This is a genomic window from Burkholderia sp. SCN-KJ (assembly GCF_024656005.1).
GTDB lineage: Bacteria > Pseudomonadota > Gammaproteobacteria > Burkholderiales > Burkholderiaceae > Burkholderia.
On record NZ_JANKOG010000029.1, the window covers coordinates 22404 to 37254 of the forward strand.

Below are 14851 nucleotides of genomic sequence, written 5' to 3' on the forward strand. Positions count from 1 at the left end.
CCTTCATGCAATCGCTTTCCGGTTCGTCCGCGCCGTCGCCTGCTTCGTCGCAGGCGAACGGCGCCGCCCGACGCGCGCCGCGCGTGTCGGGCGCGCGCGCGATCGCCGCGCTGCAATGGGGCGTCACGCTGCTGCTGTGCGCGTTCCTGATCGTGCCCGTCGTGATGTCGGTGCTCGCGGGCCTCACCGTCAACTATTTCCGCGGGCTGTCGAGCGGCCTCACGCTGCGCTGGCTCGAACAGGTGTGGCAGCAGTACCAGGGCTCGGTCGCGCTGTCGCTCGGCGTCGCGTTCGCGACGCTCGCGATCGTGCTCGCCGTCGGCGTGCCGGCCGGCTATGCGCTCGCGCGCAGCAAGAGCCGCGTCGCCCGCGTGATCGAGGAAGCGCTCGTGCTGCCGGTCGCGCTGCCGGGCCTCGCGTCGGCGCTCGCGCTGCTGGTCGTGTACGGCGGCTTCACCGCGTTCCGGATGAGCCTGTGGTTCATCGTCGTCGGCCACGTCGTGTTCACGCTGCCGTTCATGGTGCGCGCGGTCGCGGCGGTCGCCGCCGGCGCCGACCTGCGTACGCTCGAGGAAGGTGCGGCGAGCCTCGGCGCGTCGTTCGTCACGCGCTTCGTCACGATCGTGCTGCCGAACCTGCGCCCCGGCATCGTCGCGGGCGCGCTCGCGGTGCTCACGCTGTCGATCGGCGAATTCAACCTGACCTGGATGCTGCATACACCCGACACGAAGACGCTGCCTGTCGGGCTTGCCGATACCTATGCGTCGCTGCGCCTCGAAGTCGGCAGCGCGTACACGATCGTGTTCCTGCTGATGACGCTGCCGCTCCTCGTCGCGATGCAGTGGCTCGGCGTCGATCCGTCCGGCACGCGCGCGCCGAAGCGTCGCCCGCGCTGACCCTGCGCTGACCTTACCCTTCCCATGAAACTCGATTCCACCCCCATCACCCTGACCCGCTGCGCGAAGACGTTCCGCGGCACGCGCGTGCTCGAACCGCTCGACCTGTCGATCGGCGCGGGCGAGACGCTCGTGCTGCTCGGCCCGTCGGGCTGCGGCAAGACGACGACGCTGCGCCTGATCGCGGGCCTCGACACGCCGGATGCCGGCGGCACGATCCGGTTCGGCGGCGACGACGTGACCGCGCTGCCGATCGAGCGCCGCCAGGTCGGCATGGTGTTCCAGAACTACGCGCTGTTCCCGAACCTCACGGTGCGCGGCAACGTCGGCTACGGACTGAAGATCCGCAAGACCGAGCCGCGCGCGCTGCGCGAACGCGTCGACGAGCTGCTCGCGATGATGCGGCTCGACGCGCATGCGGACAAACCGGTCGATCAGCTGTCCGGCGGCCAGCGCCAGCGGGTCGCGCTGGCGCGTGCGCTCGCGGTGCGCCCGCGCGTGCTGCTGCTCGACGAGCCGCTGACCGCGCTCGACGCGAAGCTGCGCGACGTGCTGCGCCGCGAGATGAATGCGCTGTTGCGCGAGCTCGGCGTGACGACCGTCTACGTCACGCACGACCAGGCCGAGGCGATGGAGCTCGGCGACCGGATCGTCGTGATGGGCGCGGGCCGCATCGAGCAGATCGGCACGCCGCGCGACATCTACTACCGGCCGGCGAACCGGACGGTCGCGCAGTTCATCGGCACGCTGAACCGGCTTGCAGGACAATGGCAGGACGGCGCGCTCGTGACGACGGGGGGCTCGATCGTCACGCCGCATGCCGCCGACGAGTGGTTCTTCCGTCCGGAGGATGCGCGGCTCGCCGATCCCGCGCATGCGCCGCTGCGCAGCGCGATCGGCGCGTGCGCGTTCCTCGGCGAACGCACGCGGCTCACGATCGAGCACGCGGCACCCGACGCGCTCGTGATCGACGTGCCGGGCCGCATCGAGCTCGCGCGCGGCACGGCGGTCGGCCTCACGATCGCGGCGGAAGGCCTGATCGCACTCGCCGCGTAACACCGCCCCACGATAACCACACATTCCGAGGAACGACGATGCTGCTTGCTCAAATCAGCGATCTCCACATCAAGCGCCCGGGCCAGCTCGCGTACCGGCGCGTCGACACGGCCGCCGCGCTCGCGCGCTGCATCGCGAAGCTGAACGCGCTGGTGCCGCGCCCCGACGCGGTGCTCGTCACCGGCGACCTGACCGACTTCGGCCACGACGACGAATACCGCCACCTGCGCGACCTGCTCGCGCCGCTCGAGATTCCGTATTACCTGATGGTCGGCAATCACGACGATCGTGCGGGGTTGCGCCGCGCGTTCGCCGATCGTCCCGAATTGCAGGACGGCGAGTTCGTGCAGTACGCGCTCGATATCGGCGCCGTGCGCGTGCTCGCACTCGATTCGCAGGTGCCCGGCACGAGCCATGGCGACCTGTGCGATGCGCGGCTCGCGTGGCTCACCGCGCAACTCGACGCCGCGCGCGACCGGCCGGTGATCGTCGCGCTGCATCACCCGCCGTTCGTGTCCGGGATCGGACATATGGACGCGCTGCGCCTCGCGCCCACCGCTGCCGCGAAACTCGACGCGCTGCTGCGCCGCTATCCGAACGTCGAGCGCGTGCTGTGCGGCCACGTGCACCGGACGATGTTCACGCGCTTCGGCGGCACGCTCGCGTCGGCCGTGCCGGCGCCCGCGCACCAGGTGGCGTTCGATTTGCGAGCGGACGCGCCGTCCGCGTTCCGGCTCGAGCCGCCCGCGTTCGCGGTGCACGTCCATACGCCGGACGCGGGAATGACGTCCCACCACGTGTACGTGGACGAAGGCGACGGGCCGTATCCGTTCTATGAGCCGAGCGGGGAACTGGTCGATTGAACGGTACGCAATCGCGGATGCATGACGAGCGGCTGCGGCCGGTGGGGGCCGCGTCGAATGATTGCGGTTGATTGCGGCTGAGCGCGGCCGGCCATGCTGCGATCGCGCCGGCCGCGCAGCCGACCGCGCCGCTGCGCCGCTGCGCTTCTGCGCTTCTGCGCTTCTGGGCTTCTGGCCTCTGGGCCCGCTGAGCCGTTTGGCCGTTTGGCCGTTGGGCCGCTGAGCCGCTGAGCCTCAGCACCGCAGCACCGCCGGCACGATTCCCGGTGCTCCGGTATGATCGGCACGCTCGATCGGCGCCCGGCCGCCTGCGCCGCCGACGCCGCGCCGCGCGCCACGCCGCCCAACTCCGTTCCGTTGCCGCCATGTCCGCCGCCTCCACCGACCGCCCGACCGACGCCGCCTCGCCCCACTACTCGCGCAGCCTGCTGTTGCTGCTCGCGACGATCGCGGGCGTGTCGGTCGCGAACATCTACTACAACCAGCCGCTGCTCGACAGCTTCCGCTCGGCCTTCCCGGACGGCGCGTCGTGGATCGGCGCGGTGCCGACCGCGACGCAGCTCGGCTATGCGGCCGGGATGTTCCTGCTCGCGCCGCTGGGCGACCGCTTCGATCGCCGCGGGCTGATCCTGATGCAGATCGCGGGCCTGTCGATCGCGCTGATCGTGGCCGCGGCCGCGCCGTCGCTGGCGGTGCTGGCCGTGGCGAGCCTCGCGATCGGCGTGCTCGCGACGATCGCGCAGCAGGCCGTGCCGTTCGCGGCCGAGATCGCGCCGCCGGCCGAGCGCGGGCATGCGGTCGGCACCGTGATGAGCGGCCTGCTGCTCGGCATCCTGCTGGCGCGCACGGCGGCCGGCTTCGTCGCCGAATATTTCGGCTGGCGGGCGGTGTTCAGCGCGTCGGTCGCGGCGCTCGTCGCGCTGGCCGCGGTGATCGTGCTGCGGCTGCCGCGCAGCTCGCCGACGTCGACGCTGCCGTACGGCAAGCTGCTCGGCTCGATGTGGCACCTGGCGGTCGAACTGCGCGGGCTGCGCGAGGCGTCGCTGACGGGCTCCGCGCTGTTCGCCGCGTTCAGCGCGTTCTGGCCGGTGCTCACGCTGCTGCTCGCCGGTGCGCCGTTCCATCTCGGCCCGCAGGCCGCAGGGCTGTTCGGCATCGTCGGCGCGGCCGGTGCGCTGGCCGCACCGTACGCGGGCCGTTTCGCGGACACGCGCGGCCCGCGCGCGATCATCTCGCTCGCGATCGCGCTGCTCGCGGCGTCGTTCGTGATATTCGCGCTGTCGGGGACGAGCCTCGTCGGGCTCGTGATCGGCGTGATCGTGCTGGATGTCGGCGTGCAGGCCGCGCAGATCTCGAACCAGTCGCGCATCTACGCGCTGAAGCCCGAGGCGCGCAGCCGCGTGAACACCGTGTACATGGTGTGCTACTTCATCGGCGGCGCGCTCGGCTCGTCGGCCGGCGTCGCCGCGTGGCACGCCTTTGGCTGGATCGGCATGTGCGCGGCCGGCCTGCTGTTTACCGCACTCGCCGGCTGGTCCCACCATCGCGGCGCACGGCGCGGCTGAACGCCGCGTCGCGCACCGGCGTCATGCGTCGGCCCGCGACGCGGCCGGATCGACGGCAGGCGGCGGCGTGAATGCCTGCGCGGGATCCATGACCGCGGCCGGGTCCACGACGGCGGCCGGTGCGGGCACCGCAAGCGGTACCGCGGAAGGCGCGAGGATCGGTGCCGGCTCCGGCATCGCCGCCTGAGCCGGTGCGGGCGCCGCATCCGCCGTCGATTCGGCGGCGACGGTTGCCGCGGTCGCCACGGCCGGAGAAGCGTCGGCCGCCGCGCGCGCCGCGGGCCGGCGCGCGGGATCGAACAGGAACGACAGCCCGACGCTGCCGAGGATCGCGACCGTCGCGACCACGGTTGCCATCGTCACGGGCTCGCCGAGCATCAGCGCGCCGAGCGCGACCGCGACGATCGGGTTCACGTACATGCAGCTGCTCGCGATGATCGGGCTCGTGTGGCGAATCAGGTAGCCGTACGCGACGTACGCGGCCATCGTGCAGAACACCATCAGGTACACGAACGCGAACACTGGCGCGACCGCGACCTGTTCGATGCGCTCGCCCATCAGCCACGCCCCGATCGTGGACATCAACCCGCCCAGGCCGATCTGCAGCGACGTCGACAGGAACAGGTCGGACGGCAGCTTGAGCCGCGTCGCGAGATGCGCGCCGCCCGCCCAGAACAGCGCGCCGGCCAGCACGCAGATCGTGCCGAGCGCCGAGTTCGCGGCGGCCGCGCCGCCCGAATTCAGCACGACGATGCCGACCATCCCGAGCGCGACGGCCGCCCACTCGCCCTTCGTCACCGGGCGTCCGGCGACCGCCGCGATCACGGTCGCGAACAGCGGCACCGTCGCGACCATCACCGCGGCCGAGCCGCTGCTGACCGTGCGCATCCCGAGCGCGATCGTGCCCGACGACAGCGCGACCAGCATCGTGCCGACGATCGCCGAGTTGCGGATTTCGAGCAGCGTCGGCCATTCGGGCTTGCGCCGCAGCGCGAAGATGAACAGGCCGATCCCGCCGAGCAGGTTGCGCAGCCCCGACAGCAGCAGCGGCGGGAACGACTGCAGCGCGAAATGCAGGCCGCTGTAGGTCGAACCCCAGACGAAATAGATGAAGACCAGGGCGAGCGCGACGCGGCCGCCGCGGCTTTGCGGCAGGCGGATCCGGATCGGCAGGCGGGCGAGGAAATCGAGGAGGCGGTCGAGCGGGGTCATCGTTCAGCCCGCCCGCACGACGTGTCGCGTGCTCCGCTGAAAGACGCCGGAGAGACCGGCAAACGGCCCTGACTGGACCGGGAAGGCGGAGACGGACGTGCGGAACGACATGGCAGTGCGAACGGCGACGAATAAGAACCGGCAAGCGGCGGCAGAAGGTCGAAAAGCGGGCGCGAGCCGCTTCGGCTGCGCCCGCTCGGCATTATGGCATCAAGGATTCGAAAGCATCATCAGACCAGTCTGAAAGCTTATCCACTGACGTTTCGGCGCGACATTTTTCGGCATCCGGACCAACCGGATCGGGGGCTCGATACGCGCGGCGCGGGCGTCGCGCGGGCCGCCCGGCATCCGGTCCCGCCCGTGGCGATCGCTCCATCGGCCTGATGGCCAGTCATGCGCTTCAGCGGTCGCTTCGCGCTTATGGTGATGATCGGTGACGGTCGGCAGGCGCGTCCGGCCACCGACATTCGCCCTTTCAATCCGCCCACCATCCATACAAAATTTTGTATAATTCCACCATTCTTCCGCCGAAGCCGGTCGTGTTCGTCGGCACCGCACTCGACGACCTGCGCGGCTTTCCGCTTCTCGCGCGCCGCGAAGCCGGCCACCAGATCGACCAGGTGCAGCGCGGCCTCGCGCCCGACGACTGGAAGCCGATGCGCACCGTTGGCCCGGGCGTGCGGGAAATTCGCCTGCGCGACGCGAGCGGTGCGTTCCGGATCGTCTACGTCGCGACCTTCGCCGACGCGATCTACGTGCTGCATTGCTTCCGCAAGCAGTCGGCGCGCACCTGCAGGACCGATATCGACCTGGCTGCCCGGCGCTACCGGGCGCTGATGATGGAGAGGAAACGATGAGCAACGAACGTCATGCGAGCGTCTGGGACGCACTCGAAGGCCGGCCGGCCGAAGCCGAGAACATGAAGCTGCGCTCCGAGCTGATGATCGCGCTCAAGCAGCGCATCGCGCAGCTCGAGCTCAGCCAGGCGCAGGCCGCGCAACGGCTGGGCGTCACGCAGCCGCGCGTGTCCGACCTGCTGCGCGGCAAGATCAACCTGTTCGGGCTCGACGCGCTCGTGAACATGGCGGCGGCGGTCGGCCTGCGCGTCGACCTGCAGGTGCGCGAATCCGTGTGACACGCCGCGACGCACGGCAGCACGCGTTCGCGCGCCGCCGCTTCACGATCCGCCGAACCAGTTGTACCCCTGATCGACCCAGTAGCCGCCCGGGAAGGTATCGGTCACGAAGATCTCCATGATGTGCTTCGGATTCTTGTAGCCGAGCTTGGTCGGCATCCGCAGCTTCATCGGGAAACCGAATTCCGGCGGCAGGCGATGGCCGTCGTAGTCGAATGCGAGCAGCGTCTGCGGATGCAGCGCGGTCGGCATGTCGATGCTTTCGTAGTAGTCGTCCGCGCATTTGAAGCCGACGTATTTCGCGTGCGTATCGGCGCCGGCACGCGCTAGGAACGCGCCGAACGGCGTGCCGCCCCAGCGGCCGATCGCGCTCCACCCTTCCACGCAGATGTGCCGCGTGATCTGCTCCGCGTGCGGCAGCGCATACAGCTCGTCGAGCGTCCACACGCGCTTGCCCGTCACGCGGCCCGACAGCACGAGCCGGTACGTCGATGCGTCGACGTGCGGCACCTCGTCGATGCCGTAATACGCGTTGAACGGGAACGGCCGCGTGATGTCGGCCTCGGTGTAGGTCGGCGCGAGCCGCTCGCCGCTGAAGAGCCACGCCTGCACGCGGTCGTTCATGCGCGACACCTTCTCGAGGAACGTGTTGACCGACGCGTCGTCCTTCAGCGTGCAGCCGGTCAGCATCGTCAGGCCGCCGAGCGTCAGGATGCGGCGATTGAACAGCCGTCGCGACGGCATCTCCAGCTCGCGGCGCACGTCGAGTTCGAGCGACTTGCGGTCGAGCGTCCAGCTCGAATCGGCGCGCCTGTATTCGGAATCGGACATGATGATTTCCTTCACCCGGAGTTGACGGGTCAGCGCCCGCGCAGCATCGCGAGCAGCGAGCGCGGCACCAGCAGCGCCATCGCGACGTGCACGAAGAAGAACGCGACGAGCAGCGACATCGCCCAGAAATGCACGACGCGCGCGTTGTCGTAACCGCCGAACAGTTCGCGCAGCAGCGGAAACTGCACCGACTTCCAGATCGTCAGCCCGGACAGCACCAGCACGATCAGATCGACGATCGCGACCAGGTACGCGGCACGCTGCACCGCGTTGTAGACGCTCAGATCGTCGTGCGCGAGCCGGCCGCGCAGCGCGGCGCGCACGTCGCGCCACACGGACGCCGGCGTGACCGGCAGCATCTTGCGCGCGAGGCGTCCGGTCGCGATCGACATCGCCAGGTAGAACAGCCCGTTGCCGACCAGCAGCCACATCGCCGCGAAATGCCATTGCAGCGCGCCGCCGAGCCAGCCGCCGAGCGTGATGCCGTGCGGAAACACGAACGGCGGATAGATCGGCGACGCATCGTAGATGCGCCAGCCGGACAGCGCCATCAGGATCGCCGCGAGCGCGTTGAGCCAGTGGCTCACGCGCACCCACAGTGGGTGAATCTTGCGGGCGGGCGGCGTGACGGCCGCGCGCCCGGTGGCGGGAACGGTTTGCATGATGAAGACTCCCGGAACGCGTCGACGAGACGAGTCGAGTCGAGACAAAACGAGACGCGGGCGGCCGTCGTCGAGCACATGCGCCGGCCGCACGCCCTGCCCGGCTCCGTCAGTTCGACGGCGCCATCTTGTCGTCCGACTTCGCCTTGCCCATCTCGTCGTGCGACATCGCGTCTTTCTTCATCGCGTCCTTCTTCATCGCATGTTTCTTCATGGCGTCCTTCTTCATCGCGCCGTCCTTCGCCATCGCGTCGTGCCCCATCGCGTCCTTCGACATCGACGAGCCGTTTTGCGACATCGCGTCGTTCTGCGCATACGCGCCCGTTGCAAGCGTGGCGAAAGCAGCGACACAGGTGGCGATCAGTACGTTTTTCATGACATCTCTCCAAAACATGGGTTTAAGGAGCCGAATAGACGGACGACGTCGCGGGAAATGACAGCCGCTGCGAAATTTTTTTTGAGGTCGCGCGAAGGCGCGCCATGTTGCACCGCTTCGCCGCGGCCGGCCGAGCCGTGGGGCCGCGCGGCGGCGACGCGCGCTGTCACTTCGACGGGCCATCACACCGCCCGCCATGCTGCGGCCGCACCGGGACGGCCGATCCCGTCCCGGTTGAAACCGCCGCCAAGCCAGTGTATCGTGTGCGCTGCTAACGCGGGGGTCCTGCAATGCGTTCGGTCAAACAACCGGCATTGCGGGTGAGAAATACCCTTTGAACCTGATCTGGATAATGCCAGCGCAGGGAAGCGTACGGATTTCACCGCCATCCTTCTGACGAAATCCGCCGCCTCACCAAGCCTCGTCTCCTGCTTAGCTCGAGCCCCACATTCGTCAAGGGCTCCGGGCAAGCGCCGAAGCGCCTGTCCGGCGCTCACACAGGAGATTGCATGAACGCCAATCCGAAGTTTCTGTCTGCCGACGCCCACGTCGACGCTGCTGCCGTCGCGCCGCTGCCCAATTCGCGAAAGGTGTATGTAACCGGCTCGCAGCCCGACATCCGCGTGCCGATGCGTGAAATCACGCAGGCCGACACGCCGACCGGCTTCGGCGGCGAAAAGAATCCGCCGATCTACGTGTACGACACGTCGGGCCCCTACACCGATCCGGACGCGAAGATCGACATCCGCGCGGGCCTGCCCGCGCTGCGCCAGCGCTGGATCGAAGCGCGCGGCGACACCGAAGTGCTCGACGGCCTGTCGAGCCAGTACGGCCTCGAGCGCGCGGCCGACCCGGCTACCGCCGACCTGCGTTTCCCGGGCCTGCACCGCAACCCGCGCCGCGCGCAGGCCGGCAAGAACGTCACGCAGATGCACTACGCGCGGCAGGGCATCATCACGCCGGAAATGGAATACATCGCGATTCGCGAGAACCAGCGCCGCGCCGAATACATCGAGAGCCTGAAGTCGAGCGGCCCGAACGGCGCGAAGCTCGCCGCGATGATGGGCCGCCAGCACCCGGGCCAGGCGTTCGGCGCCGCGGCCTTCGGCGCGAACGCGCTGGCCGAGATCACCCCCGAGTTCGTGCGCGACGAAGTCGCGCGCGGCCGCGCGATCATCCCCGCGAACATCAACCACCCGGAATCCGAGCCGATGATCATCGGCCGCAACTTCCTCGTGAAGATCAACGCGAACATCGGCAACTCGGCCGTCACGTCGTCGATCGGCGAGGAAGTCGACAAGATGACGTGGGCGATCCGCTGGGGCGGCGACACGGTGATGGACTTGTCGACCGGCAAGCACATCCATGAAACGCGCGAGTGGATCATCCGCAACAGCCCGGTGCCGATCGGCACGGTGCCGATCTACCAGGCGCTCGAGAAGGTCAACGGCAAGGCCGAGGACCTGACCTGGGAAATCTTCCGCGACACGCTGATCGAGCAGGCCGAGCAAGGCGTCGACTACTTCACGATCCACGCGGGCGTGCGTCTGCAATACGTGCCGCTCACCGCGAACCGGATGACGGGCATCGTGTCGCGCGGCGGCTCGATCATGGCGAAGTGGTGCCTCGCGCATCACAAGGAAAGCTTCCTGTACGAACACTTCGAAGAGATCTGCGAGATCATGAAGGCGTATGACGTGAGCTTCTCGCTCGGCGACGGCCTGCGCCCCGGCTCGATCTACGACGCGAACGACGAAGCGCAGCTCGGCGAGCTGAAGACGCTCGGCGAGCTCACGCAGATCGCGTGGAAGCACGACGTGCAGGTGATGATCGAAGGCCCCGGCCACGTGCCGATGCAGCTGATCAAGGAGAACATGGATCTCCAGCTCGACTGGTGCAAGGAAGCGCCGTTCTACACGCTCGGGCCGCTGACCACCGACATCGCGCCGGGCTACGACCACATCACGTCGGGCATCGGCGCCGCGATGATCGGCTGGTTCGGCACCGCGATGCTGTGCTACGTGACGCCGAAGGAACACCTCGGGCTGCCGAACAAGGACGACGTGAAGGAAGGGATCATCACGTACAAGCTCGCCGCGCACGCGGCCGACCTCGCCAAGGGTCACCCCGGCGCGCAGGTCCGCGACAACGCGCTGTCGAAGGCGCGCTTCGAGTTCCGCTGGGAAGACCAGTTCAACATCGGCCTCGATCCGGACAAGGCGCGCGAATTCCACGACGAGACGCTGCCGAAGGATTCCGCGAAAGTCGCGCACTTCTGCTCGATGTGCGGCCCGCACTTCTGCTCGATGAAGATCACGCAGGACGTGCGCGAGTTCGCGGCGCAACAGGGCGTATCGGAAAGCGAAGCGCTGAAGAAGGGGATGGAAGTCAAGGCGGTCGAGTTCGTGAAGACCGGCGCCGAGATCTATCACCGTCAGTAAGCCGGCCAGCGAACGCGGCGGTCCGCACGGACCGCATCGTGGCGCACTGCACCAGGCCCGCTTTCGAGCGGGCTTTTTTGCGTGCGCGCGCATGCGTCGTGCCTGCCGGCGCAAGGGAAACAATTGATTACGAAACCGCCCGAGCCTTAACAAGTCCTTACAGCAGCCCGCTGGGACGGCAGGTAGATTGGTTTCATGCGCGGCCGCGATGCGCCCGTGCGACCTTCCGTTCACTATCGCAAGGACAACCATCATGAATGCTTCGATTCGGCGTTTTGGGGTATGCGCGCTGCTCGTCACGACGGTGGCCAGCCTGTCGGCCTGCGATTCGATGACGCGGCGCCAGCGCGATACGGCAATCGGTGCGGGTGTTGGCGGCGTCGCGGGCGCGGCGATCGGCGGCAACGCATTGTCGACACTCGGCGGCGCAGCCGCCGGCGGCATCATCGGCAACCAGGTCGGCAAATAAGCCGACCGGCTTACCCGGCTGCCGCGACGCGCGGCAAGCTCCGGCCTGACGGCGTTTCCGCGCGGCGGAAGCGCCGTTTTTCGTATGCGGCGCCGCAACACGACGCAGCGGCCCGGAAATGATCCGTTACCGTTTTGCGCATCTTGTCATCGTCGCGCGGCCTAAGCTTAAGCATCTGCCGATTGCCGGCTCCGCCGGAGAGACATCATGAACAGGACCCTCGTCGCACTCGCCGCCGCGGCGCTCGCGTGCACGACGCTCGCCGGCTGCTACTACCCGTACGGCTATTATCCCGGCGGCTATTACGCGGCCGCACCGGTACAGCCGGCACCCGTGTACGTCGATCCGGGCCCCGCCTACTACTACCCGGCGCCTGCGTATGCGCCGGCATGGGGCGGTTATTGGGGACCCGCGCTGTCGCTCAATTTCGGCTTCGGCAGACGCGGCGGCTGGCACCACCATCACTGAGCGCACCGCTCCATCCGGAGCCGGCGGCCCGCAGCCGCCGGCCGCCCCGAGCCGGCGACCGGCGACGTTCCCGTTTCTTGTCGTTTCATCCGATCGTGAAACGACGGCGCGGTAACGCGGTGTAAGATCCTTTGCATCCCGTCCCCTCGCCCGCCACGCTCGATGTCGCCCAAGAACGCCTTTCTGCTGACCGTCCTCGCCGCCCTGTGGGGCGCGTCGTTCCTGTTCATCCGGGTCGGCGTCGCCGACTTCGGTGTCGCGCCGCTGATGGCGCTGCGCGTGGGTATCGGCGCGCTGTTTCTCACCGGCTTCGCGCTGACGCGCTTCAAGCCCGCCGAGCTCGGCGCGCAGTTGCGCCGTCGCGCATGGCCGTTGTTCGTCGTCGGCGCGCTGAACTCGGGCATCCCGTTCTGCCTGTTCGCGTTCGCCGAGCTGACGCTGTCGGCCGGCATGACGTCGGTGATCAACGCGACGACGCCGCTGTGGGGCGCGCTCGTCGCCTACCTCTGGCTGAAGGACAAGCTGTCGCTGCCGCGCGCGCTCGGCCTCGTGATCGGCTTTGCCGGCGTGCTCACGCTCGTGTGGGACCAGGTCGCCAACGCAAGCGGCAGCACCGGCGCCAGCGCGACCGCGCTGGCCGCCGCCGCCGCGCTCGGCGCGACGCTGCTGTACGGCATCGCGGCCAACTACACGAAGCGCACGCTCAGCGGCGTCGACCCGCTCGTCAACGCGACCGGCAGCATGATCGGCTCGACCGTGCTGCTGCTGCCGTTCGCGATCGCGACCTGGCCCGCGGCTGCCGTCAGCGCGCATGCGTGGGGCGCCGTGCTCGCGCTCGGCATCGCCTGCACGGGCATCGCATATTTCATCTTCTTCTATCTGATCGCGCATGTCGGCCCGGCCCGCGCGATTACGGTGACGTTCGTGATCCCGGTGTTCGGCCTGCTGTGGGGCGCGCTGTTCCTCGGCGAACACGTGTCGGTCGTGATGATCGAAGGCTGCGCGATCGTGCTCGTCGGCACCGCGCTCGCGACCGGCGTGATCAAGCGGATTCCCGGGTTGGGCCCGCGCGGCGGCGAAGCGGCCTGAGCGACGCGCAGGGCCCGCGCCCTGCCGGTTTCCGGTTTCCCGCGACACGCCGGCCACCGTTCGTCGAGCGCCGCGCATGGACCGGTGCGCGACGGCGCAGGTCGTTTTGCACCTGATGCCGATGCAGCCGCATGGCTTGCCCGTTTTTCCGTTTTCCTGATCCGCCGGCCTTCTTCGCACGCAATGCACGCGGCATACGCGGCGCTGTCGCCGCGTGCACGACCGGCGGCCCTTGCGTGTCGAGCTTGCGGGCGGACAACCCCGTCCAGGCGACGGTGTAGCGTTTGCGTCTGGAGTTACCCTGATACGCGCACCGCGCCATTCCCGTTACACTCGTAGCACTCATCCGCAGAAGGCGGTCACGATGCACCACGTTCTTTCGCGTCCACCTGCGCGTGCGACGGCTTCTGCGTGGCGCGCACGACACCGCCCCCCGATCGCCCCAGGGCATCGTTGACATGAAGCCCGCCCGCGACCTCTCGCTCGATTCCCTGCTCGAACGCCTGACACCGACGCCCAGCGGCTGGATCGCCACGTATCGCGACACGACGCTGCGCAGCGTGTTCCAACCCGTGCTGTCGATCACGCACAAGCGCGTGGTCGGCTATGAAGCGCTGCTGCGCGTCGTGGACGAGAACGGTACGCTGGCTTCGCCGGTCGCGCTGTTCGACAAGACGCGCGCCGCTGCCGACGCGCTGCTGCTCGACCGGCTCGCCCGCTGCCTGCATACGGCCAACTTCGTCGCGCAGGGCATCGGCGACGGCTGGCTGTTCCTGAACGTGACGCCACGCGTGCTCGATTCGGGCCTCGTGCAGCGCGAATTCGTCGAGGCGCTGTGCCGTCATTTCGCGCTGCCGCCGAACCGCATCGTGCTGGAAGTCGTCGAGCAGCCGTCGCGCGACGAAGCCGCACTCGCCCGCACGATCGACATGATCCAGCATCGCGACTTCCTGATCGCGATCGACGATTTCGGTACCGGATTCTCGAATTTCGACCGCGTGTGGCGCGCGCGACCCGATATCGTCAAGCTCGATCGCTCGCTCGTCGAGCGCGCGAACGCGTCGGCCGACGATCGCCGCATCATGCATCACCTGGTATCGATGCTCCACCAGGCCGGCGCGATGGTGCTCGCGGAGGGTGTCGAAAGCGACGACGCGCTGCAGACGCTGATGGAAGCCGATATCGATTTCGTCCAGGGCTTCCAGTTCGGCCAGCCCGATGCGTCGATCGCGCACGCGAGCGCTGCGGCGCCCGCGATGCTCGACGCCGCGTGGCAACGCTTCATCGCGCGCCGGCATACGCCGGCGATCGCCGAGCAACCGGGCTTCGATGCGATCGAGCGGCTCGTGCTCGCCGGCGCGGCCGCCTTTTCCGCGAGCGGCAACCTGCAGGACGCCGCGCAGCGCGTATTCGCGGTGCCGGCCGCGCGCCGCGTGTTCGTCACGGACGAGATCGGCGAACAGTTCCTGCCGTCGATCGGCGCGCGCCCCGAGGATGGCCAGGCGAGCGGCACGCGGCTCGCACCGTTGTTCCCGGAGACGCACAGCAACTGGTCGCGGCGCCCGTACTTCCAGCGCGCGATCGCGGCGCCGGGGCGCGTCGCGCTGATGGGCCCGCACTTCTCGCTAACCGAAGGCCGCGACTGCTACACGGCGGCCGTCGCGATTCGTGCGCAAAGCCGCCTCGTCGTGTTCTGCGTCGACTTCGTGCTCGACAGCGCGGGCACCGTGATGCGCTGACGGGCGCGGCGGGGCCCGCCATGTCGGCTGGGTCGGCTGGGGTCAGCCG

At 68.7% G+C, this 14851-nt stretch carries 15 protein-coding genes and 1 riboswitch; of the genes, 11 read left to right on the forward strand and 4 right to left on the reverse strand.

All coding sequences use genetic code 11. The features are described from left to right. Positions 1-5: 5 nt before the first annotated feature. The 4 genes from NQV17_RS32330 to NQV17_RS32345 all read left to right on the forward strand — a co-directional run bounded on the left by NQV17_RS32330 (position 6) and on the right by NQV17_RS32345 (position 4380). On the forward strand, positions 6-896 hold the full coding sequence (locus tag NQV17_RS32330; protein ID WP_257775385.1) for an ABC transporter permease: 891 nt from the start codon (positions 6-8) through the stop codon (positions 894-896). A 24-nt stretch (positions 897-920) separates the two neighbouring features. Beyond that, positions 921-1952, forward strand: coding sequence for an ABC transporter ATP-binding protein (locus tag NQV17_RS32335; protein ID WP_257775387.1), 1032 nt, complete (start codon positions 921-923; stop codon positions 1950-1952). Between the two features lie 38 nt (positions 1953-1990). Then, positions 1991-2815, forward strand: coding sequence for a phosphodiesterase (locus NQV17_RS32340; RefSeq protein ID WP_257775388.1), 825 nt, complete (start codon positions 1991-1993; stop codon positions 2813-2815). 365 nt (positions 2816-3180) lie between these two features. Next, entirely contained in the window at positions 3181-4380 is a 1200-nt protein-coding gene (locus NQV17_RS32345) for an MFS transporter (protein WP_257775389.1), read from the forward strand. Between the two features lie 21 nt (positions 4381-4401). Here NQV17_RS32345 and NQV17_RS32350 read toward each other — a convergent pair whose 3' ends face one another. Then, on the reverse strand, positions 4402-5592 hold the full coding sequence (locus NQV17_RS32350; protein WP_257775390.1) for an EamA family transporter: 1191 nt from the start codon (positions 5590-5592) through the stop codon (positions 4402-4404). Positions 5593-6095: 503 nt separating this feature from the next. Between NQV17_RS32350 and NQV17_RS32355 the strand changes: the two genes are divergently transcribed. Together NQV17_RS32355 and NQV17_RS32360 are read left to right on the forward strand one after the other, a co-directional pair. Next, positions 6096-6449, forward strand: coding sequence for a type II toxin-antitoxin system RelE/ParE family toxin (locus tag NQV17_RS32355; RefSeq protein ID WP_257775391.1), 354 nt, complete (start codon positions 6096-6098; stop codon positions 6447-6449). Beyond that, positions 6446-6727, forward strand: a complete 282-nt coding sequence (locus NQV17_RS32360) for a helix-turn-helix domain-containing protein (protein ID WP_124487536.1) — start codon at positions 6446-6448, stop codon at positions 6725-6727. Before NQV17_RS32355 ends, NQV17_RS32360 begins: the two co-directional genes overlap by 4 nt. 42 nt (positions 6728-6769) lie before the next feature. Here the strand turns inward: NQV17_RS32360 and NQV17_RS32365 are convergent, their stop codons facing one another. From NQV17_RS32365 to NQV17_RS32375, 3 genes are all read right to left on the reverse strand, one after another. Then, positions 6770-7558, reverse strand: a complete 789-nt coding sequence (locus NQV17_RS32365; protein ID WP_257775393.1) for a molybdopterin-dependent oxidoreductase — start codon at positions 7556-7558, stop codon at positions 6770-6772. A gap of 29 nt (positions 7559-7587) precedes the next feature. After that, complete coding sequence (locus NQV17_RS32370; protein WP_044848008.1) at positions 7588-8220, reverse strand: cytochrome b/b6 domain-containing protein; 633 nt, start codon at positions 8218-8220, stop codon at positions 7588-7590. Positions 8221-8329: 109 nt separating this feature from the next. Next, a complete protein-coding gene (locus NQV17_RS32375) occupies positions 8330-8596 on the reverse strand; it encodes a pentapeptide MXKDX repeat protein (RefSeq protein WP_044848009.1) in 267 nt (88 codons plus the stop codon). A gap of 268 nt (positions 8597-8864) precedes the next feature. Beyond that, positions 8865-8981, forward strand: a riboswitch (TPP riboswitch). A gap of 124 nt (positions 8982-9105) precedes the next feature. Between NQV17_RS32375 and thiC the strand changes: the two genes are divergently transcribed. The 5 genes from thiC (at position 9106) to NQV17_RS32400 (ending at position 14802) form a co-directional block, all read left to right on the forward strand. After that, a complete protein-coding gene (gene thiC, locus NQV17_RS32380) occupies positions 9106-11037 on the forward strand; it encodes a phosphomethylpyrimidine synthase ThiC (protein ID WP_044848010.1) in 1932 nt (643 codons plus the stop codon). A gap of 253 nt (positions 11038-11290) precedes the next feature. Further along, positions 11291-11506 carry a glycine zipper 2TM domain-containing protein gene (locus NQV17_RS32385; protein ID WP_044848011.1) on the forward strand — a complete coding sequence of 72 codons (216 nt, stop codon included), beginning with the start codon at positions 11291-11293 and terminating at the stop codon, positions 11504-11506. Between the two features lie 207 nt (positions 11507-11713). Beyond that, positions 11714-11974: a hypothetical protein gene (locus tag NQV17_RS32390; protein WP_257775395.1), complete on the forward strand. Its 261-nt coding sequence runs from the start codon at positions 11714-11716 to the stop codon at positions 11972-11974. A 162-nt stretch (positions 11975-12136) separates the two neighbouring features. Next, positions 12137-13063, forward strand: a complete 927-nt coding sequence (locus NQV17_RS32395) for a DMT family transporter (RefSeq protein ID WP_257775396.1) — start codon at positions 12137-12139, stop codon at positions 13061-13063. A gap of 458 nt (positions 13064-13521) precedes the next feature. Then, the gene (locus NQV17_RS32400) at positions 13522-14802 is read left to right on the forward strand and encodes an EAL domain-containing protein (RefSeq protein WP_257775397.1); all 1281 of its coding nucleotides are present in this window, start codon (positions 13522-13524) and stop codon (positions 14800-14802) included. Positions 14803-14851: the final 49 nt, after the last annotated feature.